Origin of the sequence: Sphingomonas corticis (genome assembly GCF_012035195.1) — a bacterium.
Taxonomy (GTDB): domain Bacteria; phylum Pseudomonadota; class Alphaproteobacteria; order Sphingomonadales; family Sphingomonadaceae; genus Sphingomonas; species Sphingomonas corticis.
In genome coordinates this window covers 15,610-39,085 of sequence record NZ_JAAVJH010000008.1, presented here as the reverse complement: position 1 = coordinate 39,085, position 23,476 = coordinate 15,610, and the positions used below count along the sequence as shown (strand labels likewise).

At 73.0% G+C, this 23,476-nt stretch carries 21 protein-coding genes, 1 tRNA gene and 1 pseudogene; 14 read left to right on the top strand and 9 right to left on the bottom strand.

The window, feature by feature from the left end; all coding sequences use genetic code 11:
• Positions 1–58: 58 nt before the first annotated feature.
• Positions 59–541 (bottom strand): GAF domain-containing protein, encoded by a 483-nt coding sequence (locus tag HBH26_RS13340; RefSeq protein WP_168135123.1) that lies wholly within the window; start codon positions 539–541, stop codon positions 59–61.
• A 93-nt stretch (positions 542–634) separates the two neighbouring features.
• Entirely contained in the window at positions 635–2,215 is a 1,581-nt protein-coding gene (locus tag HBH26_RS13335) for an EAL domain-containing protein (RefSeq protein WP_168135122.1), read from the bottom strand.
• Between the two features lie 108 nt (positions 2,216–2,323).
• Here HBH26_RS13335 and moaA point away from each other — a divergent pair, with 108 nt between their 5' ends.
• From moaA to HBH26_RS13305, 6 genes are all read left to right on the top strand, one after another.
• On the top strand, positions 2,324–3,322 hold the full coding sequence (gene moaA / locus HBH26_RS13330; RefSeq protein ID WP_168135206.1) for a GTP 3',8-cyclase MoaA: 999 nt from the start codon (positions 2,324–2,326) through the stop codon (positions 3,320–3,322).
• Positions 3,319–4,098 (top strand): NAD kinase, encoded by a 780-nt coding sequence (locus tag HBH26_RS13325; protein WP_168135121.1) that lies wholly within the window; start codon positions 3,319–3,321, stop codon positions 4,096–4,098. The genes moaA and HBH26_RS13325 overlap by 4 nt, the downstream gene beginning before the upstream one ends.
• A gap of 58 nt (positions 4,099–4,156) precedes the next feature.
• Positions 4,157–4,231, top strand: a tRNA-Asn gene (locus HBH26_RS13320).
• Between the two features lie 153 nt (positions 4,232–4,384).
• Positions 4,385–4,942, top strand: a complete 558-nt coding sequence (locus tag HBH26_RS13315; protein ID WP_338057368.1) for a CC0125/CC1285 family lipoprotein — start codon at positions 4,385–4,387, stop codon at positions 4,940–4,942.
• Positions 4,943–5,057: 115 nt separating this feature from the next.
• Complete coding sequence (locus HBH26_RS13310) at positions 5,058–6,419, top strand: formimidoylglutamate deiminase (protein WP_168135120.1); 1,362 nt, start codon at positions 5,058–5,060, stop codon at positions 6,417–6,419.
• Entirely contained in the window at positions 6,416–7,096 is a 681-nt protein-coding gene (locus HBH26_RS13305) for a UTRA domain-containing protein (protein ID WP_168135119.1), read from the top strand. The genes HBH26_RS13310 and HBH26_RS13305 overlap by 4 nt, the downstream gene beginning before the upstream one ends.
• An 18-nt stretch (positions 7,097–7,114) precedes the next feature.
• Here the strand turns inward: HBH26_RS13305 and HBH26_RS13300 are convergent, their stop codons facing one another.
• Both HBH26_RS13300 and HBH26_RS20770 read right to left on the bottom strand, forming a co-directional pair.
• Entirely contained in the window at positions 7,115–8,290 is a 1,176-nt protein-coding gene (locus HBH26_RS13300) for a deoxyguanosinetriphosphate triphosphohydrolase (RefSeq protein WP_168135118.1), read from the bottom strand.
• Entirely contained in the window at positions 8,287–10,338 is a 2,052-nt protein-coding gene (locus HBH26_RS20770; RefSeq protein WP_168135117.1) for an SPOR domain-containing protein, read from the bottom strand. The genes HBH26_RS13300 and HBH26_RS20770 overlap by 4 nt, the downstream gene beginning before the upstream one ends.
• Before the next feature lie 119 nt (positions 10,339–10,457).
• On the opposite strand from HBH26_RS20770, the gene HBH26_RS13290 reads away from it, so the two are divergent.
• Positions 10,458–10,940 (top strand): NUDIX domain-containing protein, encoded by a 483-nt coding sequence (locus HBH26_RS13290; protein WP_168135116.1) that lies wholly within the window; start codon positions 10,458–10,460, stop codon positions 10,938–10,940.
• A 28-nt stretch (positions 10,941–10,968) separates the two neighbouring features.
• Here HBH26_RS13290 and HBH26_RS13285 read toward each other — a convergent pair whose 3' ends face one another.
• Together HBH26_RS13285 and HBH26_RS13280 are read right to left on the bottom strand one after the other, a co-directional pair.
• A complete protein-coding gene (locus HBH26_RS13285; RefSeq protein ID WP_168135115.1) occupies positions 10,969–11,154 on the bottom strand; it encodes a helix-hairpin-helix domain-containing protein in 186 nt (61 codons plus the stop codon).
• A gap of 14 nt (positions 11,155–11,168) precedes the next feature.
• Positions 11,169–11,660, bottom strand: coding sequence for a nucleoside deaminase (locus HBH26_RS13280; RefSeq protein ID WP_168135114.1), 492 nt, complete (start codon positions 11,658–11,660; stop codon positions 11,169–11,171).
• Between the two features lie 139 nt (positions 11,661–11,799).
• Here HBH26_RS13280 and HBH26_RS13275 point away from each other — a divergent pair.
• Positions 11,800–12,219, top strand: a pseudogene (locus HBH26_RS13275) (aldo/keto reductase); the annotation flags it as partial.
• A 13-nt stretch (positions 12,220–12,232) separates the two neighbouring features.
• On the opposite strand, the gene HBH26_RS13270 reads toward HBH26_RS13275, so the two are convergent.
• Both HBH26_RS13270 and HBH26_RS13265 read right to left on the bottom strand, forming a co-directional pair.
• Positions 12,233–12,766 carry a DUF4440 domain-containing protein gene (locus tag HBH26_RS13270; protein ID WP_168135113.1) on the bottom strand — a complete coding sequence of 178 codons (534 nt, stop codon included), beginning with the start codon at positions 12,764–12,766 and terminating at the stop codon, positions 12,233–12,235.
• A gap of 9 nt (positions 12,767–12,775) precedes the next feature.
• Positions 12,776–15,742, bottom strand: a complete 2,967-nt coding sequence (locus HBH26_RS13265; RefSeq protein ID WP_168135112.1) for an autotransporter outer membrane beta-barrel domain-containing protein — start codon at positions 15,740–15,742, stop codon at positions 12,776–12,778.
• Between the two features lie 172 nt (positions 15,743–15,914).
• On the opposite strand from HBH26_RS13265, the gene HBH26_RS13260 reads away from it, so the two are divergent.
• Entirely contained in the window at positions 15,915–17,861 is a 1,947-nt protein-coding gene (locus tag HBH26_RS13260; protein ID WP_168135111.1) for a winged helix-turn-helix domain-containing protein, read from the top strand.
• 9 nt (positions 17,862–17,870) lie between these two features.
• A complete protein-coding gene (locus HBH26_RS13255; RefSeq protein WP_168135110.1) occupies positions 17,871–19,421 on the top strand; it encodes a cryptochrome/photolyase family protein in 1,551 nt (516 codons plus the stop codon).
• Here HBH26_RS13255 and HBH26_RS13250 read toward each other — a convergent pair.
• A complete protein-coding gene (locus HBH26_RS13250) occupies positions 19,403–20,359 on the bottom strand; it encodes a cation diffusion facilitator family transporter (RefSeq protein WP_168135204.1) in 957 nt (318 codons plus the stop codon). The genes HBH26_RS13255 and HBH26_RS13250 overlap by 19 nt on opposite strands.
• Positions 20,360–20,458: 99 nt before the next feature.
• Here HBH26_RS13250 and HBH26_RS13245 point away from each other — a divergent pair, with 99 nt between their 5' ends.
• The 4 genes from HBH26_RS13245 to HBH26_RS13230 all read left to right on the top strand — a co-directional run bounded on the left by HBH26_RS13245 (position 20,459) and on the right by HBH26_RS13230 (position 23,435).
• Positions 20,459–20,758, top strand: coding sequence for a putative quinol monooxygenase (locus HBH26_RS13245; protein WP_168135109.1), 300 nt, complete (start codon positions 20,459–20,461; stop codon positions 20,756–20,758).
• Positions 20,759–20,819: 61 nt separating this feature from the next.
• Positions 20,820–21,242, top strand: a complete 423-nt coding sequence (locus HBH26_RS13240) for a DUF2231 domain-containing protein (protein ID WP_168135108.1) — start codon at positions 20,820–20,822, stop codon at positions 21,240–21,242.
• On the top strand, positions 21,239–22,564 hold the full coding sequence (locus tag HBH26_RS13235) for a PQQ-dependent sugar dehydrogenase (RefSeq protein ID WP_168135107.1): 1,326 nt from the start codon (positions 21,239–21,241) through the stop codon (positions 22,562–22,564). The genes HBH26_RS13240 and HBH26_RS13235 overlap by 4 nt, the downstream gene beginning before the upstream one ends.
• The gene (locus HBH26_RS13230) at positions 22,557–23,435 is read left to right on the top strand and encodes a hypothetical protein (protein WP_168135106.1); all 879 of its coding nucleotides are present in this window, start codon (positions 22,557–22,559) and stop codon (positions 23,433–23,435) included. Before HBH26_RS13235 ends, HBH26_RS13230 begins: the two co-directional genes overlap by 8 nt.
• Positions 23,436–23,476: the final 41 nt, after the last annotated feature.

The window sequence follows — 23,476 nt, the reverse complement described above, 5'->3', positions numbered from 1 at the left end:
GGCGCGGCGTCACCCCGGCCTCGGGCCGGGGGCCACCGCGCCGCGTACTCAACCGCCGTCAGGCGGCCGCCGCTCTCTCCATGCGGGCCACGGCGGCGGCGGCCAGGCGGCGGAGCGCTTCGCACCGGTCCGCGTCGGGCCGCGGGCGCGGTGCATTGTCGAACACGCACAACATGCCGAAGGCCCGACCGCCCGGCGTCACCAGCGGGGCGCCGGCGTAGAAGCGCAGCGCGTTCGTCCCCTGCGCGATCCTCAGCCCGGCGAAACGGGCGTCGGCTTGCAGGTCGGGCACGCACAGCAGTTCGTCCGGCGTCAGGATACCGTGCGAGCACACGCTCTGCGTCCGCGCCAATCCGTCGAAGGCGATGCCGTGCCAGCCGGGGGCGGTCAGCCGGTCGCGGTCGATCAGCGTCACCAGGCCGATCGGCGTGCCGATCAGATCCGCTGCCGCGGCGGCGATCCGGTCCAGTTCCGCGGCGCGATAGCCCGGCGGCGCCAGGCCATCGACCTCACGCTGACGCGCGGGTTCGTCGTGCGGCAACGGTCCGTCAAGGCGGGGCGACAGGCGGATAAGCGATCTCCGTCGGGCGGCGCGGGATGCGCCGACGCCACCGCTATAGCGCCGATCGGTGAATCAATTGCTCGCGTTTCCGGCGACCAGAGCGACGAGGCCGGCGTCGTTCAGCGGCTCGGCACACAGGAACCCCTGATAGTAGGTACATCCGCGCGCCGCGAGCAGCGCGCGCTGCTCCTCTGTCTCGACGCCCTCGGCGATCGTCTCCAGCGACAGCGCGGCGGCGATCGCCAGCACGCCCTCCACCACGGCGCGGCGGCGGCGTTCGGCGACCACGTCCTGCGTCAGGGCGCGGTCGATCTTCAGATAGTCGAGCGGCAGCGTGGCGAGATAGGCGAGGCTGGAATAGCCGGTGCCGAAATCGTCCACCGCCACGCGGCAGCCGGCGGCGCGCAGGACCTGCAACGCGGGGGCGACCGCCTCGAGGTCGTCGATCAGCCCGCCCTCGGTGATCTCCGCCGTCACCCGCGCCGGATCGACCCCGCTGGAGCCGACGCGCGCGAGGAAGCCGTCGGCGAAGCCCGCGCGCGCCACGTCCGCCGCCGTCACGTTCACCGCCACGCGCAGGTGCGCGAGCGTCGCCGGCCACGCCGCGACATGCGCCAGCGCCAGCGCCTGGAGATGCTCGGACAGCGCCACGCCCAGCCCGGCGCGGTCAGCGGCGGCGAGCAGGCTGGCGGCGCCCAGCAGGCCCAGCCGCGGATGCTGCCAGCGCGCCAGCGCCTCGACCCCGGCGACCCGCCCGTCGGACAGGGCGACCTGCGGCTGGAAACGCACCTCGATCTCGCCGCGCTCGATCGCGCGGTGCAGGTCGGCGGCCAGTGCGGAGAGCGCCGCGCCGTCGTGATCGGGCGCGACCTGCGTCGTCGCACCCTCCCCGCCCCCGCCGCGCGCGCGCGCCAGCGCCTCCGCGGCACGGCGCAGCAGGTCCGCGGACGGCTCGTCCACCGCGGCGCGCGCGACGCCGATGCGCGCACCGACCTGGATGGTCTCCCCGCCGACGTCGAACGGCGCGGCCAGCGCGCGCTCCACCGCGGCCAGCGCCGCCTCCGCTTCCACCGGTGCGCCCGCCAGCAGGATGGTGAAGGCCGATCCGTCGCGCGTGACGATGGCGGCATGGGCCGCCAGCGCCTGCGCCAGCCGTGCCTGCGCCGCGTTGACCAGCGCGTCGCCCGCGGCCCGGCCGAACGCGGCGTTGACGATCTCGAAGCTGGTGAGCGCCGCGATCATCGCCGTCACCCCGGCGCCGTGATGCGCCAGCGCGAAGGCGGCCGCGTCGTCCTCCGCCTCCGCTTCCTCCGCGCGGCGCCCCTCGCCACGCATCCGGCGGACGTAACGCGCGGCGAAACGCAGCGTCGGTGCCAGCGCGTCCAGCCCCACCGCGGCATGGGTGGCGCCGGCGTCGTGCGCGCGTGCCGCCCCGGCCGCATCGGCCACCAGCGCGACCAGCGCGGCCCGGCGCGCGATCGCGCGGGCGTCCTCCGCCGCGACCGCCGCGGTGCCGTCGCGCGCGTCGGCCAGCACGACGCGGGCGTCCTCGCCCGCGTGCCAGCCCGCGAGCGCCACCGCCTCCGCCACGTCGTCGCGCGCGCCCGGCACGATCCGCACGGTGGCGCGTTCCTGGTCCATGCTCGATCCCATCGCCGCATCTCCTAGGAGAATGCGCCCCCCGCGCCAAGGAAGCCGCTCGTCCACATTCGGCACGGGGCCTTGCCCTCGCCGGCGCCGGGCCGTAGCGTTCCGCGCGTGATGGCGTCCGACGCTCCCCTGGTCGACGGCTTCGGTCGCACCATCCGGTACCTGCGCGTGTCGGTGACGGACCGCTGCGACCTGCGCTGCCGCTATTGCATGGCCGAGCACATGACCTTCCTGCCGCGCGACAGGATCGCGACGCTGGAGGAGCTGGCCGTCATCACCGAGCGGTTTGTCGCGCGCGGCGTCCGCAAGGTGCGGCTGTCTGGCGGCGAGCCGCTGGTGCGGCGCGACGTAATGCAGTTGACGCAGCGACTGGGCCGGCACGTCGGCGCCGGGCTGGACGAGCTGACGCTGACCACCAACGGCACGCGCCTGGCGCAGTTCGCGCCCGCGCTGGTCGATGCCGGCGTGCGCCGCGTGAACGTCAGCATGGACAGCCGCGACGCCGACCGCTTCCGCTTCATCACCCGCCACGGCGACGTGGCGCAGGTGCTGGGCGGCATCGCCGCGGCGAAGGCGGCGGGGTTGCGCGTCAAGATCAACATGGTCGCGCTGAAGGGCCTGAACGAGGACGAGATCGCCGCCATGCTCGACTGGTGCGTGGCGGAAGGCCACGACCTGACGCTGATCGAGACGATGCCGCTGGGCGCGATCGACGAGGATCGTACCGACCGCTTCCTGCCGCTGACCGCGGTGAAGGAGCGGCTGGAGCGCACCCACCGCCTGTCGCGCGACGCCGCCACCACCGGCGGGCCGGCGCGCTACTGGCGCGTGGACGGCGGCGCGACGCGGTTGGGCCTCATCTCGCCGTTGACCGCCAATTTCTGCGACGGCTGCAATCGCGTGCGGTTGACGACCGAGGGGCGGCTGTACACCTGCCTCGGCCACGACGACCACCGCGACCTGAAGGCGGCGCTGCGCGAGGGCGGCGTGCCCGCGCTGGACGCCGCGATCGCGGACGCGCTGGCGGCCAAGCCGCGGCGCCACGACTTCCGCATCGAGGCCGGCGCGGCGCCGGCGGTGGCGCGCCACATGAGCGTCACCGGCGGATGACCGAGTACGCGCGGCGGGCGCTGGTCGCCTCGCCCACGCCGCCGGCGCAGGCGGCGCGGGCGGAGCTGGCCGACGCCTGGGAATGGTGCCCGCTGGACGAGGCGGACCTGGTGATCGCGCTGGGCGGCGACGGCTTCATGCTGCAGACGCTGCACACGCTGCTGGAACGGCGCGGGCCGATCGTGCCGGTGTTCGGCATGAACCTGGGCACCGTTGGCTTCCTGATGAACGAGTGGCGCCGCCATGGCCTGGACGAGCGGCTGCGCCGCGCCAAGGCGTTCAAGGTCGCGCCGCTGACGATGACGGCGACGGGCGCCGACGGCCGCATCCACACGCTGCCCGCGATCAACGAGGTGTCGCTGCTGCGCGAGACGCGGCAGACCGCCAAGCTGGAGGTGAAGGTCAACGACCGCATCGTGCTGGACGAGCTGTCGTGCGACGGCATTCTGGTCGCCACGCCGGCGGGGTCCACCGCCTACAATCTGTCCGCCAACGGGCCGATCCTGCCGCTCGCCTCCAACCTGGTCACGCTGACCCCGATCAGCGCGTTCCGCCCGCGGCGCTGGCGCGGCGCGATCCTGCCCGATCGCGCGCGCGTGACGCTGCGCGTGCTGGACGCGGGCAAGCGCCCCGTGTCCGCCGTGGCGGACCAGCGCGAGGTGCGCGAGGTGGCGGAGGTCTCGATCGCGGTCGACCGCTCGCGCGAGCTGACGCTGCTGTTCGATCCCGATCACGCGCTGGACGACCGCATCACGATGGAGCAGTTTCTCGCGTAGAAGTTTGGGGTTGCGCAGCGCGGCGACACCCTTATAGAGCGCGCTTCCGCGACGGCATTCCCTGATAGCTCAGCGGTAGAGCTCTCGACTGTTAATCGAGCGGCCGTAGGTTCGAATCCTACTCAGGGAGCCACCGTCTTTCCCGCGCGCATGTCGTCGCCGGACCCATTCCGTTCATCGCACGTTCCACTCGGGTCAGCTACGCGCACGCCATGCCGTGTTCGCGGCATGTTCGGAGAATGGCAGCATGTTGAGGAACTTGGGTCGCAAGGCGGTTGTCGCAGCCTTGGCGGCCAGCACGATGCTCGTCGCGGCCTGCGCGACGGAGACGACGTATCGCCCGGCGACCGGATCGGGCTTCTATCGCACCGGCTACAGCGACCTTCGCATCGAGCCGAACCGCTACCGCGTCACCTTCGCGGGCAACACCGTTACCGACCGCGACGTGGTGGAACGCTATCTGCTGTTCCGCGCGGCGGAACTGACGCTGCAGAACGGCTTCGACTATTTCGTCATGGCCGACCGCGACACCGATCGCCAGGCGCGCACCTACTCGACGCCTGGCGCCTGGGGTCCTGGTTTCGGCGGGTTCGGCGGCGGCCTCTGGGGTCCACGCTGGGGCTTCTACGGGCGCGGCTTCGGCTATCGCGCGTGGGATCCGTTCTGGGGCGGCCCGTGGGGCGGCTGGGGCGGCGGCGCCGACATCCGCACTGTCGACCGATACGAGGCGTCGGCCGAGGTGGTGATGTTCAAGGGCACGCCGGAACGCGGCAACGTCCGCGCCTTCAACGCGCGCGCGGTGGTGGACAATATCGGCCCGACGGTGCGCCTGCCCAAGCCGTAAGCGGCCAAGGTCGAACGAGCAGCGGGGCCCTCGCCCACCCGGCGGGGGCCTCGTTTCGCGTCCGGCGCCGGACGGCGCGTTGTGCCGCCGGACGCTCATGTCTAGACAAAAGGCGATGGCCGATCTCACCCTCTTCGCCGGCGCGGCGCGGCTGCCCGGCGGCTGGCGCCGCGACGTGCGCGTGGCGGTGCGCGGCGGGCGCATCGCCGCGATCGCGACGGGCGCCGCCGCACAGCCTGGAGACCGGTACGCCGCCTGCCTGATCCCCGGCCTGCCCAACCTGCACAGCCACGCCTTCCAGCGCGCGATGGCAGGGCTGGCGGAGGGGCGCGGCGCCGGGGATGACGGCTTCTGGACGTGGCGGGAGGTGATGTACCGCTTCCTCGACCGGCTGACGCCCGACGACGTCGCCGCCATCGCCGCGCTCGCCTACATGGAGATGCTGGAGACCGGCTTCACCCGCGTCGGCGAGTTCCACTATCTGCACCACGCGCCCGACGGCCGCGGCTACGACGCGCCCGCGGAGATGGCGGCGGCGATCGCGCAGGCGGCGGAGACGAGCGGGATCGGCCTGACGCTGCTGCCGGTGTTCTACGCCTGGTCCGGCTTCGGCGCACGCCCGCCGCTGCCGCAGCAGCGCCGCTTCGTCAGCGACCGCGACGGCTTCGCCCGGCTGGTGGAGGGCAGCCGCGCCGCCGTCGCCCCGCTGCGCGATGCCGTCGTCGGCATCGCTCCGCACAGCCTGCGCGCCGCTGCGCCGGACGACCTGCCGCCGCTGGTCGCGCTTGCCGGCGAGGCGCCGATCCATATCCACGTCGCCGAACAGCAGCGCGAGGTGGACGACTGCCTCGCCTGGTCGGGCCGGCGCCCGGTGGAATGGCTGCTCGACCATGTCGACGTCGGTTCGCACTGGTGTCTGGTCCACGCCACCCACGTCACGCCCGCGGAGGCGGGCGGCATCGTGCGCGCGGGCGCGGTCGTGGGCTTGTGCCCGGTGACGGAGGCGAACCTGGGCGACGGCCTGTTCCCCGCCGCTGCGTTCCGCGCCGCCGGCGGGCGGTTCGGTGTCGGAAGCGATTCGAATGTGCTGATCGACGCCACGGAAGAGCTGCGGCTGCTGGAATATGGCCAGCGGCTGTCGCTGCGCGCGCGCAACGTGCTGGCGGACGGCGCAGGCGGCGCGACCGGGGCGGCGCTCCATGCCGGGGCGGTGGCGGGCGGGGCGCAGGCGCTGGGCGTCGCCACGGGACTGGCGGAGGGGGCGGCGTTCGACGCGGTGGCGCTCGACCTCTCGCACCCCTCGCTCCTCGGCCGGCGCGACGACGCGCTGCTCGACGCGCTGGTCTTCGCCGCCGGGCGCGCGGGGATCGACCGCGTGTGGCGCGCCGGACGCGAGTGGGTGAGCGGCGGCCGCCACGTCGCGCGCGACGCGATCCGCGCGCGCTACGCGCGCGTCATCGGGCGGCTGCTGGCGTGAACGGGACGCTCCACGACCGGATCCGCACCGATTTCGAGACGCGCATCCTGTCCGGCGAGCTGGCGCCGGGCGACCGGCTGCCGACCGAGCAGGCGCTGATGGCGCATTACGGCTGCGCGCGCATGACCGTGCACAAGGCGCTGTCGCCGCTCGCCGCCGCCGGGCTGATCGAGCGGCGGCGCAAGGCGGGCACCTTCGTCGCCCGGCCACGCGCGCATTCGATGGTGCTCGACATTCCCGACCTCGCCGCGGAAGTCGCGGCGCGCGGGCAGGCCTACGCCTATCGCCTGCTCGGCCGCACCTTGCGCGCGGCCGACGCTTCGCAGAGCGCCATGCTGGAGCTGGACGGCGTGCATACGGCCGACGGCCGGCCGCTGGCGGCGGAGCACCGGCTGGTCGCGGCCGCGGTAGCGCCAGGAATCGAGACGGCGGATTTCGCGCGGCAGTCGCCCGGCGCGTGGCTGCTGGCACACGTGCCGTGGAGCGAGGCGGAAACCCGCATCACCGCCGCCGCCGCCACGGCCGCGGAGGCGACGACGCTGGGCGTGGCGAAGGGAGCGCCGCTCCTGTGCGTCGCGCGCCGCACGTGGCGCGCCGGGCGGCTGGTGACGCTGGTGCGGCAGGCGTTCGTCGCCGACGCCTACGAGCTGGTCGCGCGCTTCGGTCCTCGCGGTTAGGAGGGCGGACGCCGTCGTTCAGAAGCCGTCGGGCAGCGTGATCGGCCCCACCACCTCGCGATAGCGCGCTACGGCATAACGGTCGGTCATGCCGGCGATGAAGTCGGCGACGTGGCGGCTCACCCACGGCTCCTCCGCGGGCAGGCGGGCACGCCACTCCTCGGGCAGGAGGGCGGGGTCGGCGCGATAGGCGGCGAAGAGGCCGGCCACCACCTCCTGCGCCGCCGCCGCCGCCTCCAGCTGGCGCGGATGGTGGTACAGGTTGGCGTACATGAAGCGCTTCAGCACGCGCTCCTCCCCCGCCATCGCATCGGAGAAACCGATCAGCGCGCGGCCGGCGGCGCGCACGTCGTCGACGCTCCGGACGCCCGACGCCGCCAGCCGCGCGCGCGAATCGGCGATCAGGTCGTTCACCATCGCGCCGATCTGCGTGCGCACCAGCTCGCCGCGCAGCATCGCCGGCGCACAGTCGCTGAAGCGCGTGCGCACGTCGGCCCAGCCGCGCGCCACCAGCGGCACCGCCTGGATCTGCTCCAGCGTCAGCAGCCCGGCGCGCACGCCGTCGTCGATGTCGTGGTTGTCATAGGCGATGTCGTCCGCTAGCGCCGCGACCTGCGCCTCCAGCGAGGGCCAGCTGTGCAGCGCCAGCGCCGCTTCCGCGTCCGCCGCCGCCAGCGCCCATGGCGGCGCGGCGCACGGCCCGTTGTGCTTGGCCAGTCCCTCCAGCGTCTCCCACGTCAGGTTCAGCCCCGGCCAGCGCGGGTAGGGCCGCTCGATCCGCATCAGCGTGCGCAGCGTGTGGCCGTTGTGGTCGAACCCGCCGGCGTCCGCCCCCCGCTCGCCCATCGCCGCCTTCAGCGCGTCCTCGCCCGCGTGGCCGAACGGCGGGTGGCCGATGTCGTGCGCCAGGCACAACGCCTCGGTCAGATCCTCGTTCAGGCCCAGCGCGCGCGCGATCGTGCGGCCGATCTGCGCCACTTCCAGGCTGTGGGTCAGGCGGACGCGGAAATGGTCGCCGTCGGGCGCCAGGAAGACCTGAGTCTTGTGGCGCAGCCGACGGAAGCTGATCGAATGGACGATACGGTCGCGGTCACGCTGGAAACAGTCGCGCGGCCCGCGCTGCTCGCCGCCGGGCTCGTCGTGCAGCCGGCCGCGGCTTCGCGCCGGGTCCGCCGCATAGGGGGCGGCGCTCACTTCTCGCCGAGCCGGGTCATCTTCTGCCCTGCGGCGCTGGTGAAGGAGAAGGCGGACAGACCCTGCTTCGACAGCGTGTTGACCATCGCGCGCGCTTCCGCCTCGCTCTTGAACGGGCCGGTGACGACGCGGTTGGTGGCGCGCAGCGGCGTCGTGTAGGCCGTCTTGCCGGCGAGCGCCGGCGCCTTCTTCTTCGCGTCGGCCCAGGCGCGGCCGAGGTCGCCCTGGTTCGCGCCGCCCGCCACCTGCACCCAGTAGCGCACCGGATCGGCCTTCGCCGCCTTCTTCTCCGCCGCTGCCTTGTCGGCCAATGCCTTCTTCTCCGCGGCCTCCTGCTTCGCCTTGCGATCCGCCGCCGCCTTGGCGCGGCGCTCGGCGGCGGTCGGCCGGGCGGGCGTGTCCTCCGCCTCGGCGGCGCGGACCGGCGACCGTTGCGTGCCGCGCTGCGCCGCGACGTTGCGCTCGGCCTGGCGCGCGGCGCGATCGAGCGTGGCGGCGGAACCCGGGGCGGCGGGCCGGGCGGGCGCCCTGGCAAGCTCCGACTCGGGGATCCTGATGCCGGCGACGATGCGCGCCAGGATCTCGTCCGCGTCGCCGCGGGGCGGTGCGGGGGCGGCATTGGCCGGCTGCGTCACCGGACGCGCGGCGGCGATGGCCGGCTGCGGCGCGGAACGGGTCGCGGCAACGATGGGTGCGGGCGTGGCGGGGCGGGTCGTCACCGCGGGCACGACGCCGGGGATCGGCGTGGCGCTGGCCACCATCGGCGCGACCGGGCGGCTCGCGACCGTCGCCGGCGCCGCCGGCGTGGAGGAGGCGGGCGCGGTGGCGGGCGGCGTCGCCGCGACGCCGGTGGGCACGTTGGCGGCGGCGGGTCGAGGCGTCGACGATGTCGGAGCCGGATACACCGGCGAGGCCGCGGCGACCGACGTCGTCGGCCGAGTGATGGCGGGCGCGGGCGTCGTCGTCGCAACGGGCGCCGCCACGGAGGTCGCCGTCGGCGCGACGGCCGGGGAGGTGGCCGCGACAGCGGCCACGGAAGCGCTGACGGGCGGGGTCGCGACCGGCGCGACGCCGCCGCCCGGCAGCGGCCGCCCCGTCACCACGGGCCCGCCGAGCACGCGGCCACGCTCGCGGTCGCGACGGCTCTCACGCGTCGTCGTGCGGGGCGGATCGCGGCGCTCGTTACGCGCCACCTGGACCGGCGCGGGCGCGGAGGCGACCGTGGCCACCTGCGTCGGGCGCGGCGCGTCCGGATCGGCCCCGAGCGCGGACAACGGGGGCGCCAGCCGCGCGTCGGCCAGCCGTGCCGGTGTGGGCGCGACCTCGCCGAAGTGCACGGCGAAGGCGCGGTCCACCGGGGCCAGCGCGGGCAGACGCTGGAAGAAGGCGGAGAGGCCGCTGGCCATTCCCGGCATCATGCTGGTGGCGATCTTGTTCGCGCCCGGCACGTCGCCGTTCATCGCCAGGATAAAGGCACGCGCGCGCCACGCGCCGCGGTCGCTGCGGCGCAGCAGCGCGTCGATCTCCTTCAGCGCGTCGTCCTTGCGCCCGGCGATGCCGAGCGACAGCGCGTAGCGGCGCCGGATCTCGTCATCGTCGCCTTGCTTCAACGCCAGGCGATAGTCGCGCTGCGCCCGCTCCTGCTCGCCCGTCAGGTCGTAGGCGAGGCCGCGGTCGCCCGCGTAGGGCGCCATCGACAGCCCGGTGCGTGCCGCCTGGTCGAAGTAGCGCAGCGCCTCGCCGGGATGCTCGCCCGCGACGAGGATGCGCGCGATGCCCGCCTTCACGCGGCCGTTGTTCGGATCAACCTGCTCCGCGCGCTTGAAGAAGGCGGCCGCGGCGGTGGCATCGCCCACCTTGATCGACAGCTCGCCCGCCTCCACCAGCGCGGACAGGTCGCGCGGCGAGGCACCGACGCGCCGCACCGCATCGGCCAGGCGGTCGGCGTCGGTGCGCGTCGGCGCGGCGTAGGTCTGCGCTGCGGCGGGAGCGGCGAGCGCCGTGCCGGTCAGCAGCAGCGGCACGGAGAAAAGGAGAAAGCGGGACATCGGCGCGACCGCTAAACCCCAGCGCGGCTGAACCGCCAATGATGCGGCCGGCACCCTGCGGCGAACCGAGCCCGGGCGACGATGAAGCGAGCCGGTTCCGCCGAAGCGGGAACGGCCCTATGGCGGATGAGGAGGTGATCGCGTTGGGTTGGCAGCATCGACTGATGGTCCGGGGCGCGCGGCTGTGGTGGCGCGTCCGGCGCCCCCGCACCCTGGGCGTCCGCGCGATCGTGGAGGACGGCATGGGCCGCATCCTGCTGGTACGCCATACCTATATCGACCAGTGGCACCTGCCCGGCGGCGGCGTGAGGAAATGGGAGGCGACCGAGGCCGCCGCGCGGCGCGAGGTCCGCGAGGAGACCGGCGCCGACGCCGCCATCGTCCGGCTGCACGGCGTGTTCCACAACCGGTCGCAGTTCAAGGACGATCAGGTGGTGGTCTATGTCGCACGGGCGGACGGCAACGTGGCGCCGCGGGGCGACGGCTTCGAGATCGCGGAGGCGCGCTGGTTCGCGGCCGAAGCGACACCGGACGTCGGCCCCGCCACCGGGCGCCGGCTCGCCGAATACCGCACGGGCGCCACCGCGTTCGGCCCGTGGTGACGAGCGTCGCCGAGGCCCCACCCGCGGTTCAGCCGGCGCGCACCGCCTGCTTCACCCCGTCGATCTTGCCGGCGAGGCCCGGCACCTCCTCCAGCTGTCGCACGTCGTCGAACCGGCCACGCTCTTGGCGGTAGCGAACCACCTCGAACCCATGTCCGCTCAGCTGCGGCACCGCGTCAATCTCGTCCGCCGTGGCCGTGTTGATGTCGATCATCCCTCGCTCCGTCATTACAGGTTCGCCTGTTCCTCCGCCGGCAGGTCCGCGTCCGGCGGGTAGTAGAGCACGGCGCATTCGTCCCGCAGGACGCCGCCCTCGATCACGATGTCGTCGCGATAGGCGTCGGCGATGAACGACAGCGTGTCGACGTGGCGCGCCTCGAAATACATGGCGTGCACGTCGTCGCGCCCCGCGCCGTAGACGACGCGGCCGACCTTCGACCAGATCGACGCCATCGTGCACATGCCGCACGGCTGGAGCGTCGAATAGAGCGTCGCCCCGCGCAATTCGAGCTCGCCGATCCCCTCGCACGCGCGGCGGATCGCCATCATCTCGGCATGGGCGGTGGCGTCGGGCAATTCCTCCGTCTGGTTGCGCTCGCCTGCGATCTCCCTGCCATCCAGGACGATCACCGACCCGAGCGGCGAGGTGGACGGGTCCGAACCCTTGGACCGGGCAATCTCGATCGCGCGGCGCATCCAGCGTTCATCGTCTTCGGTCATCCATACCTCCGGCGGCCTCAACGCCACCGGGCCATCGTTGTGCCGAGCGCTACTCGCGGATGAAGTCCAGGAACGCGCGTAGCGGCGGCGGCACCAAACGGCGGCCGGAATAATAGAGGAACGGGCCGGAGAAGGACTGGTGGCCGACCTGCAGCGGCAGGGGCTGGTGCGCCACATCGGCCTCAGCAACGTGACGCCCACGCAGTTCGCGGAAGCCCGCGACATCGCCGAGATCGTCTGCGTCCAGAACCAGTACAATCTTGCCCATCGCGACGACGACGCCTTCATCGACGCACTGGCGGCGGAGGGTGTCGCCTATGTCCCGTTCTTCCCGCTCGGCGGCTTCAGCCCGCTGCCATCGGCGGCGCTGTCCGACGTGGCGGCGCGGCTCGATGCGACGCCGATGCAGGTGGCGCTCGCGTGGCTGCTCCGGCGATCGCCCAACATCCTGCTGATCCCCGGCACCTCGTCGGTGGCGCATCTTCACGAGAACCTCGCCGCCGCATCGCTGACGCTGCCGGAGGACGCCGTGGCCGAGCTCGACGCGATCGGCCGGTAGTCGGACCGGGCGATCAGCGCGGGCCCTGCCGATCGGGACCGATCGGCACCGCCGGCGGAGCCGTGGCGGCGATCGTCGCCTGACGCGCGATGAGCTGCCACCCCGCACTCCGCTTCGCCCACACGTCGGTGAAGGGGCGCATCACCTGCCGGCCCGCGCCAGGACCCTTCGTCGGCACCATCGTGTCGTAGCCCATCACGACGGTCACTTCGGGCTTCTGCTCGACGAAGGTGACGTGCTTGCGGAAATCCCTGTAGTCGAGGAAGTCGCGCTCCATCACCGCGATCACCTGCTCGCGCCGCAGCACGGCGTTGTTGGGCGCGTTCACGACGAAATCGTCCGCCCACACCGTCCGGACGCCGGCAGCGTCATGCGCCATCATCGCCTTGCCGAGCCGCCCGTACGCGGCGCCGATGCCGGCGGGCATCGTCACGCCGGCCGCCGGTTGGGCGAGCGCCGGCACGGCCGCGAACGCCGCCGCGGCCAGCGCCAGGCTCGTCCACATCGCCGCCTTGCGCTCGCGATGCGGCGCTCGATCGGATCGCACCGCCGTCATCTAGAAAGCCCTCCGCAAGCCGAGCGTGCCATTGTGCGCGGTCCAGCCCCCGCCCGCCTCCGCCCGATAGCGGATGAAGCCGGTCCATCCCGCCTTGTTGACGCTGAGGCTGGCGCCCGCCTTCACGATGTCGCGGTCCAGCGCCACGCGGTTGCCGGAGAAGACGGTGCCATCGGCGGCGACCAGCACGCTCTCCATGCCCCCGGCGGCCCCGCTGCGGCGATAGCCGACCTCCGCGTCGGGAACCCAGGTGATCCCGCTGCTGCCGGTGTAGGCATAGGAGACGCCCAGCGTGGCGAAGGGCGAGACGAACGACTTCGTTTGCCTTCGCCCCGCCACCACGAAGTCGGGCGCCCCGCCCCCCGCCTCCCGAAAGGGGTCCGCCCGCACCCGCCCGGCGACGATGCCGATCGCCGGGGTCAGCACGGCACCCGACAGCGCCACGGGGCGCGAGAGCTGCACGCCCCCCGTCAGGCCGCCCAGGTCGCGGTCGGCCGATGCGATGCCCAGGCCGGTCGGGCGCCGGGTGCGCGTCCACGCGTGCGAGTAGGTCAGCGCCGCGGTCAACCCGGCGGGGCCGACCGGTTGCGAGGCGTAGAGGCTGGCGTGGACGGTGTCGCCGCGCCCGGTGCCCCGCGCGTCGTCGTCGAGCCACGATCCCTCATAGGCCAGCGCCGCGCCGATCCGTCCCGACGTGGCGAGCGTCGCGTCGCCGCCGATCTGCACGCCGACGGTGCTCGCGCGGAATCCCGCCCCCAGGGTCCGGCCGATCCCCTCCATCCATATTCGCGCCGGGTGTGGCTCTCCCGCGTCGGCATTGAAGAAGCTGTTGCCGCCCCCGTTCGCGCGCGGCCGGCCGAGCAGGTCCAGCAAGCGCGCTTCGTTGCCCATCGCGAAGGCCGCGACCTGCCGGCCGAACAGCGCGGCATTGGTCGGCGTGACGACGACCGGGGGCGTCGGTGTCGGTATCGGCGTCGGGGTCGGCATTGGCGTTGGCGTTGGCGTCGGGGTCGGCGTCGGCGTCGGTGTAGGCGTGGGCGTGGGCGTGGGCGTGGGCGTGGGCGTCGGTGTCGTGGCGCCGAGCACCAGGCTCGCCTGTCGGTCGGTGTAGGCGACGCTGACGTCCAGGCCGGCCGGCGGCGTCGTGCCCGCGGCGTTGGCGACGGTCGCGAACGTGCCCGTCAGCAAGGCGGCGCCGGGCGACCCCTCGCTCGCGATAAAGGGCCGGCTGCCCGCGCCATAGGTCCCCGGCGCCCAGGCGAAGGTCACCGTCCCATCCAGGGCGGAGGGGCGCGCGACCGTCAGCAGGTCGATCTGCGTCGGCGTGACGCCCACGATCAGATTGCCGGTCGCGGCCTGGGTGAAGCCTCCCGACAGCGTCAGCCGCCGCCCGTCGCCACCGCCGCGCAGGTCGATCGTGCCCGCGTTCACGACCCGGTCGGTGCCGCTGCCGCCGACGGTGGCGTCGACCGCGACCAGCAGCGTCGATGTCGCGTCGATGTTCAGCGTGGCCACGCGCGCGTCCGCGGTCAGCAGCCAGCGCGATCCCTGCGACAGGTTCACATTGCCCCAATCCCCGATGTTCGTCCCCCGCGCCGGATCGGGCGGCAGGGTGTAGGAGCCCAAGGCGCCGCCGCGGATGCTGGTGTTCGTCAGGTTCAGCGTGTCGGTGAACCCCGCCTGCAGGTAGCGGAGCGTCGCAGTCTGCGCCTGGGTCCGGCCGTCGATCGTCACCGTGGACGGCTCGACATCGAAGACCCGGCGGATCCCTCCCGTCAACTCGCCGCCGTTCCACAGCACCGTCATGTCGCCCGCGAACGACACGTCCCCGGTCACGGCGCCGCCCGCCAATTCGATGGCGCTGCCGAACGACCCCATGGCGACGGCGAAGCCGGTGTTCGGATCGGAAGTGATCGTTCCGGTGTTCACGATCCGCGTCGCGCCGCCCACCGCGCGGATGCCGCCGCGCACAGTGCCGGCGTTCGACACGACATTGCCCGTCGTTGGCGCCATGCCCGCGGGCTGTTCGGTATTGACGAGGATCCCTCCTTCCACCGTGCCCCCGTTGCCGACGGTCACCAGCGCCCGGGTGTTGGCGGTCGGCGCGGCGGCACCGCTGCCGACCCGTACGTCGATGGCGGGCGAGCCGCCCGTCGCCGTCACCCGGCCGTTGACGGTGACGGCCACGGTCCCGACCCCCTGCGCCGTGACGCCCGCCCCCGCCGAGATCGAGCCGTCCACCACGATCGTCACGTTCCCCTTCGCCCGGTCCGGAGAGCTCGACACGCCCGAGACGCCGTATCCCGTCGACCCTGGCTGATCGGCCACGGTGCCGGTGATCGCGATCGTCACGGGATCGTTCGACGAGCGGACGTCGACGATCGCCAGGTCGCTCGCCGCGGCGGCCTGCGTGCGGGTGGCATCGCCGCCGACCGTCACGTCCACGGGCCCCGCGCCGGCGGCATTGACGGACAGCGCCCCCCTGGCCCCGCCGACCCGGCCGCCGCGCGCGATGTCGACCGTGATGCCGCCCGACGCCTGTGTGCCGGTATCGATGCGGATCCCGTACCCGCCCAGCCCGGCGCCGTTCCGCTGCGTCCCCCGCCCGACGATCGTCCCGTTGGTGGTGACGCTGATCGCCCCGGCACCCAGGCTCTGCACGCTGATGCCGTTCGCCGCGCCGCTGATCGCCGCCGCGTTGCGGTCCTCCACCGTCGCCGCGCCACGGATCAGCAGGGCGTCGTTGTCGGCGACGTCGATCGTCAGGCCGGTAGCGGTGCGGACGACGGCGGGGGCGCCGTTCTGCGCGGCGATGAACTGGAACGCGGTGATCGAACCGGAACACAGGTACGAGCCGTCGGACTGCGCGGCGCACGCCTGCGCCCGCGCCTCGCCGCCCAGGACGGCCGCCAGGCCGCTCGCCCCGATCAGCAGAAAGGCCCGGGGAATGCTGGCTTCCTTGGTCATGCTGCTCGTCTCTCCCTGCGTGATCGCGTTAAGGCGTGGAACGGGAGCATCGGGTGACGGACGGCGGGGATCTGCCGAGACATCCGGTGCGCGGATCGCCCTGCGGCGGCGGGCCGGGCGGTGCCAGGACCGCAACCTGACTTTTTCCTGATGACTGCGGTATGGAGGCGCCATGACCGGGCCGGCTCCGCCCCATCCGACGATATCGCTGGGCGCGCTGACCATCCGGCCGGCGACCTGCGAGGTGATCGTCGGCGCCAGACGCCTGGTGCTGGAGCCGCAGGTGATGCGCGTGCTGGCGATGCTCGCCCGCGATGCCGGAACCGTGGTGTCGCGCGACGAGTTGGTGGCGCGGTGCTGGGACGGGCGCAGCGTGAGCGAGGACGCGATCAATCGCGTCATCTCTCGGCTTCGCAAGCTCGCGGTCGAAACCGCCGCGTTCGAGCTGCAGACCCAGCGCAAGGTGGGTTACCGCCTGGTGGCGATCCCGCCCGTTGCGTCCGCGGAGGAGGCGAGGCCGGAGGCGAACGCACCGCTGCCGGCCGCGCGCCGCAGCCGCTGGCCGGCGGCGGCGGCCGCCGCCGCGCTGGTCCTGCTGCTGCTCGGCCTCGCGGCGTGGATACTTTCGGCGAGCCTCGGTGCGCGTAGCGCCACGAAGTCGCTGGCGATCCACGTCACCGCGGACCGGCCGGGCGACCGCGCGGGCGTGCAGGCGTTCACGTCGAACCTGCGGCAGAGTCTGTTGCGGGTGCGCGGGTTGCGCCTGCTGGATGGCGCTGCGACGGGAACGCCCGACCTGACGATCGACGGGTCGTTCGGATCCACGCGCGAGCGCCCGATCCTGCTGACGCTGAAGGACGGATCGGACGGTTCCGCCATCTGGAGCGGTCGCTTCGCCCGATCGCCCCTGCTGCTGCCCGAGCAGCAGCGCGCGGTCGCCGCGGCGGTCCGCTACGTCGCCGTGTGGCTCAGCGACCGCGGCGGTGGGGAGCCGTCCGCGCGCGAGCCCGAGCGGTCGGACGTGTCGGCGCTGGTCGCCGACGGATTGCAGCAGTGGCAGACCGGCCGCGAGAAACGCGAGCAGGGCAAGCCTTCGCTGGCGATGGAGCATTATGCCGTGGCATCGGCGAAGGCGGACGCGGCGCTGGCGCTCGATCCGGAATCGCCGCGGGCATTGATGCTGCGCTACCAGATCGACCTTCTCCCCGCCTATCCGCGCCCCGGCGAGACCGTTCCGGCCTTCCGGAACCGGCTTCAGCGCGCCGACGAGATGCTGACCCGGGCGCTGTCGGCCGATCCCGACGATCCGGCCGTGCTGGTCGCCGCGGCGCGGGACTTCGGCCGCGCCGCGGACTGGGCTGCGGCGGGCGCGCTGCTGCGCCGCGCCGTGCGGCTCGGACCCAGTTCGGCCGACGCGAATACCTGGTACGCCTTTCACCTGGCGCTGGTCGGTCGCTGCCGCGAAGGCCTGCGCTATGCGCGCAAGGGCGTGGAGCTGGATCCCGGCTCGTCCTGGCGGCGGCGCGCCATCCCCCGGCTGATGCAAGGCGCCGGCGACACGTCCGGCGCGCTGCGCGACTATGCGCGCCTGCTGCGCGACGATCGGGCGAACGGTGTCCTCGCCTACGAGACCTATCTGGTCGCTCTGTCCGGCGGACGGGGCCGGCTGGCGCAGCTCGCGACGTTCCTTCGCCACGATCTGTGGCAGGGCGACCCGCCTCCCGGCATCCTGGCCGTCGTCGATCGCGCCGAAGCGGCAGCGGCGCATCGCGACGGACGTGCGGCGGCGTTCGACCGCCTCCTCGACCAGGAATTCCGCGCGACGCTGGAGAACCGCAAGCCCGTCTCCGCCAGCACGGCGGGCGACACGATGTTCGCGCTGGCGTACGAATATGCCCACGCCCGGCGGGTCGACCGCGCGCTCGACGCGCTGACCCGCGCGCACGACGCCGGCTCCACCTACCTTCCCTGGGCGCTCCCCTTCGGGTCGCACGAATTCCCCCCACCGCTGCGATCCGACCCGCGCTATCGCGCGCTGTGGCTCACCCCCACCGCCTGGGCCGAGCTGATGCGCGAGCGGGAAACAACGTCACTGGCGACGGCGGCGTCGCGCTCCTAGGATCGGCGCATGGCCACGCTCGTCCCGGTGCTCGGCGACCAATTGTCGCTCGATCTCGCCTCGCTGGCCGATGCCGATCCGGCCGACACGATCGTCCTGATGATGGAGGTGGCGGAGGAGACCGCCTACGTCCGCCATCACCGGACGAAGCTCGCCTATATCCTGTCCGCCATGCGCCACCACGCGGACGCGCTGACGGCGCGGGGCTGGCGCGTGGACTATGTGCGGCTGGACGATCCGCAGAACAGCGGCAGCTTCACCGGCGAGATCGCCCGCGCGCTGGCGCGGCACGCGGTGGAGCGGATCGTCGTGACCGAGGCGGGCGAGTGGCGCGTCGCGGCGATGCTGGACAGCTGGCAGACGCTGTTCGGTGTGCCGGTGGAGATCCGCACCGACACCCGCTTCCTCGCCACCCACGCGGAGTTCGCAGGCTGGGCGGACGGGCGCAAGCAGCTGACGATGGAGTATTTCTACCGCGCGATGCGTGCGAGGACCGGGCTGCTGATGACGGACGGCAAGCCGGAGGGCGGGCGCTGGAACTTCGACAAGGAGAACCGCAAGCCCGCCGAGCGCGACCTGCTGATGCCGCGCCCGTTGTCCTTCGCGCCCGACGCCATCACGACGGAGGTGATCGCGCTGGTGGAGCGGCGCTTCGCCGCCAATCCCGGCAGCCTGGACGGCTTCGACTACGCCGTGACCGCGGCGGACGCCGAGCGGCAGGCGGCGGCCTTCCTCGCCCACGCGCTGCCGCGCTTCGGCGACTACGAGGACGCGATGCTGACGGGCGAGCGCTTCCTTTGGCACTCGATCCTGTCGCCCTACATCAACTCCGGCCTGCTCGACCCGCTCGACCTCTGCCGCCGCGCGGAGGCCGAATATCGCGCCGGCCGCGCGCCGCTCAACTCGGTCGAGGGGTATATCCGGCAGATCATCGGCTGGCGCGAGTATATGCGCGGCATCTACTGGCGCGAGGGGCCGGGCTATGTCGATCGCAACTTCCTCGACCATCGGCGCGCGCTGCCGGCCTTCTACTGGACCGGCGAGACCGACATGCACTGCCTGTCCGAGGTCCTGTCGCAGACGCTGGCCACCGCCCACGCTCACCATATCCAGCGGCTGATGGTGACGGGAAATTTCGCCCTGCTGATCGGCGCCGACCCGAAACAGGTCCATCTTTGGTATCTCGAGATCTATCTCGACGCCTACGAGTGGGTGGAGCTGCCCAACACGCTGGGGATGAGCCAGTTTGGCGACGGCGGGCTGCTCGGGTCGAAGCCCTACGTCTCGTCGGGCGCGTACATCAACCGCATGTCGGATTACTGCCGCCATTGCCGCTACGACGTGAACCGGCGGACCGGCGAGGATGCCTGCCCCTTCAACGCGCTCTACTGGCACTTCCTCGACCGCCACCGCGCAAAGCTCGGCGACAATCGCCGGCTGGCGATGCCGTACCGCACGTGGGACCGGCAGTCGGACGAGGAACGGGCCGCGACGCGGGCGCAGGCCGACGCCTTCCTCGCCGCGCTGGACGACGGTGGGGCCTACGCCGACCCGCGATAGGCGTCGGCGCTCTTCTCCGGCCGGATGTAGATCGAGCTCAGCTCGGGCAGCGTGGCGCGCAGTTCGCGCTCGATCGTCTCGATCAGCGTCTCGCCCTCCCCCATCCGCAGCGCGTCGTCGAAGTCGGCGCTGATCGCGACGAAGACGCTGTCGGGCGCGGTGTGGATGGTGCGCACGTGGTTCACTCGCGTCACTCCGCCATGCGCCGCCACGATCGCGCGCACGCGGGCGATCACCGCCGGGTCGGCGCGCTCGCCGATGAGCAGTCCCTTGGACTCGCGCGCCAGCACGATCGCCACCCCGGCCAGGATCAGCCCGATCGCGATGGAGGCGTAGCCGTCGAGGCGCGGGTCGCCCCACCAGTGGCTGCACGCGATGCCGACCGCCGCGACGACCAGCCCGGCGAGCGCCGCCGAATCCTCGAACAGGACGATGAAGCCCGCAGGATCCTTCGATCGGTGGATCGCCTGCCACCAGCCCGCGTCACCCCGGGTGCGATCGAACGCGCGCATCGCGATCGTCCACGACGAACCTTCCAGCAGCGCAGCGATGCCGAGGACGATGTAGTTCACCGTCGGGTCACTCAGCGGTTCCGGGTCGACGATGTGCCGCCAGCCCTCATAGATCGACACGCCCGCACCGACGGCGAAGATCAGGATGGCGACGACGAACGCCCAGAAATACAGCTCCCGCCCGTAACCGAACGGCCGCACCTCGTCGGGCGGGCGGCGCGCCTGCCGCTGGCCGTAGAGCAGCAGCACCTGATTGCCGCTGTCCACCACGGAGTGGACGCCCTCCGTCAGCATCGAGGACGAACCGGTGAAGGCCGCCGCCACGAACTTCGCCACTGCGATGCCGAGATTGGCGGCGAGCGCGCCGAACAGGACGATGTTCGCGCGCCATCCCTGCGGCGGCTTCTGCGATGCGGACGCTTCCATCGCCGCCGGACGCGCCGGGCGGCACCGCGGTTCCACCGCCGCTTGCCATTCCGGCGCCGCGGCATCATCGCTGGTCGCCGCCATGAACGGAGAAATGCCATGACGGTGAAGGTGATCGCCTTCGTATCGGTGAAAGAGGGCCAGGAAGCCGCGTTCGAGGAAGCGGCGCGCCGCTGCGTCGCCGCGTCGCGCGCGGAACCGGGCGTCCACCACTACGACCTGTGGCGCGAGGCGGAGGGCGAGCGGCGCTACGTCTTCAACGAACTCTACGCCGATCAGGCGGCGGTGGCGGCGCACATGGCGTCCGCCCATTTCAAGGCGTTCGGCCTCGCCGCGCGCGATCTCGCCAGCGCGCGACCGGTGATCGTCGCGACCACGCCCGTCGACGTGGCCGACTGACGCAACTTACCACGGGCGCGGGGATTATTCCGTCGCGCCATCTCGGCGCGCTGGAGCTCCCATGGCCCTCGACGCCGCCGCGCCCGTCCGGCTGCACCCGCTGCACGCCTTGCTGCTCGCCTTCCCGGTCGGGTTCTTCCCGGCCGCGCTGGCGGCGGACATCACCTATCTGAACAGTGCCGAGATGCAGTGGTCGAACTTCGCCTCCTGGGCGATCACCGGCGCGCTGATCGTCGGCGCGCCGGCGCTGGCGTGGAGCGTGCTGCGCGCGCTTCCCGGCAAGGCGCGCGGGCGTTGGATCGTGCCGCTGCTGCTGGCGGTCGCCTGGGCGGCCGGGCTGCTGAACGCCTTCGGGCACAGCCGCGACGCGTGGAGTTCGGTCGGCACCACCGGGCTGCTGCTGTCTGTCGTCTCGACCGTCGCGATCCTGGCGGCGGGCTGGCTCGCCTTCGCGGCACCGGTGCGCGGAGGGCTGGCACGATGATCCGCGCGCTCCCGCTCCTCCCGCTCGCGCTCCTCGCCGGATGCGGCGGCCAGCCGACCGACGTTCGGCAGACCGGGCCCGATCCGCAGCTGCCCGCGCAGCACCAGACGCTGGTCCCGCCCATGAAGATCGCGCGCCCGGAAGCCTGGGGCGACGCGCGCCCGACCGTACCCGCCGGCTTCCAGATCACCGCGCTCGCCACCGACCTGAAGGTGCCGCGGCAGATGCTGGTCCTGCCCAACGGCGACCTGCTGGTCGCGGAGGGCAAAGGCGGGCATGCACCCAAGCTGCGGCCCAAGGACGTGATCGCCGGCTATATCAAGAGCTTGGGCACCACATCGGTGAAGGGTGGCGACCGCATCACGCTGCTGCGCGACGCGGACGGCGACGGACGGCCGGAAGTGCGCACCACCTTCATCGACAAGCTGGACGCGCCCTATGGCCTCGCGCTGATCGGCAACGAGCTGTTCGTCGCCGAGCAGGGCGCGCTGACCCGCTTCGCCTATACGCCGGGCGCGACGCGGATCGCGACACCCGGCTGGCAGGTGACGAAGCTGCCGTCGCGCATCAACCATCACTGGACCAAGTCGCTGGCGGCCAGCGCGGACGGGACGAAGCTGTACGTCGGCATCGGATCGAACAGCAACGTCGGCGAGCGCGGGCTGGAGGTGGAGGAGGATCGCGCCGTCGTCTGGGAGGTGGACCGCGCCACCGGCGCGCACCGCGCAATCGCGACCGGCATCCGCAATCCGACCGCGCTGGCGATCGACCCTGCCACCAATGCGCTGTGGAGCGTCGTGAACGAGCGCGACGAACTGGGCGCGCGGCTGGTGCCCGACTATCTGACGCAGGTGCGTGACGGCGCCTTCTACGGCTGGCCGTACAGCTATTGGGGGCGCAACGTCGATCCGCGCGTCCACCCGCAGCGGCCCGACATGGTCGCGCGCGCGCTGGTACCCGACTACGCGCTCGGCTCGCACGTCGCCGCGCTTGGCCTGTCCTTCGCCTCGAACGGCGGCATCGCGCCGCAATATGGCGAGGGCGCGTTCGTCGGCGAGCACGGCAGCTGGAACCGCCAGGACCTGGCCGGCTACAAGGTGACGTGGGTGCCGTTCGCGCGCGGCCGTCCCGCGGGCCAGCCGCGCGACTTCGTCACCGGTTTCATCGGTCCCGACGGCAAGGCACGCGGACGGCCGGTAGGCGTATTGTTCGATCCGCGACGCAAGGCGCTGTACGTCGCCGACGACCTGTCGAACACCGTGTGGCGGGTCACTCCCGCCGCGACCACGGCCGCCGCGGAGCGTCCGCGCCCGCGTGGCTGACGGCTACGCCGCGGCGCTGCTCGCCGGCGTGGCGCTGCTGTCCGCGCCCGCGGCGGCAGGGCAGACCGTGCCGACGATCGACACGGAGGATGCCGGCCTCGGCACCGCCGCGGTCGGTACCGGCGCGTTCCACCCGATCGTCGCGCTGGACGTGCGCAACGGCGACTTCGCACGCGGCGGCTACGACGACGATGCCGCCTCGCTCGACCGCGTGCCGGTGCACGCGCAGCTCGGCTTCGCCTGGGCGCTGCGCCGGGACGAAGCCGGCGCGGGCGACCTGTTCGTCGTCGCGACCTCGTCCAACGGCATCCACGCGCCCTCCTCCGCGGAGCGCACGGCACCGCGCGCCTGGTACGAGAGCAACAACCTGGTCGGCCTGGTCGCGCGGCCGGGCGGCGTCGTGGCGGTCGGCGTCGCCTACACGATCAAGACCAGCCCCAACGGCATCTCCGCCACCACCCACGAGGCGAGCGTCACCGCCGCGCTCGACGGCGAGGGCGTGCTTGCCGGAATGAAGCCCCACGCCGCCGCGACGGTGCGGACGAAGGGAGACGGGGGCGTCTTCACGCAGGCGGGCATCGCGCCGCAGGTCGCGCTGTCCGGCGCCGAGGATGCCGCCACGCTCGCGTTCCCGCTGCTCGTCGGCGTCGGCTGGGCCGGCTTCTACGGCGCCGGAACGGGCGACGTGGCCTATGGCAGCGGCGGGATCGCGTTCGCCCGGCCGTTCGCCGCCGGGGGCGCGCACTGGCAATTGGAGGCCGAGTTGCTCGCCGTGGTGCGCGACGCGACGCTCCGGCGGCTGGGCAGCGACGTCGCGGAGCGCGGCGCGGTGGTGCCGCTCGCCACCGTCAGGCTCTCCGTCGCCTTCTGAACGCCCGCCCGGCGCGGGTGGGACCTTACGCTCCCCGCTTC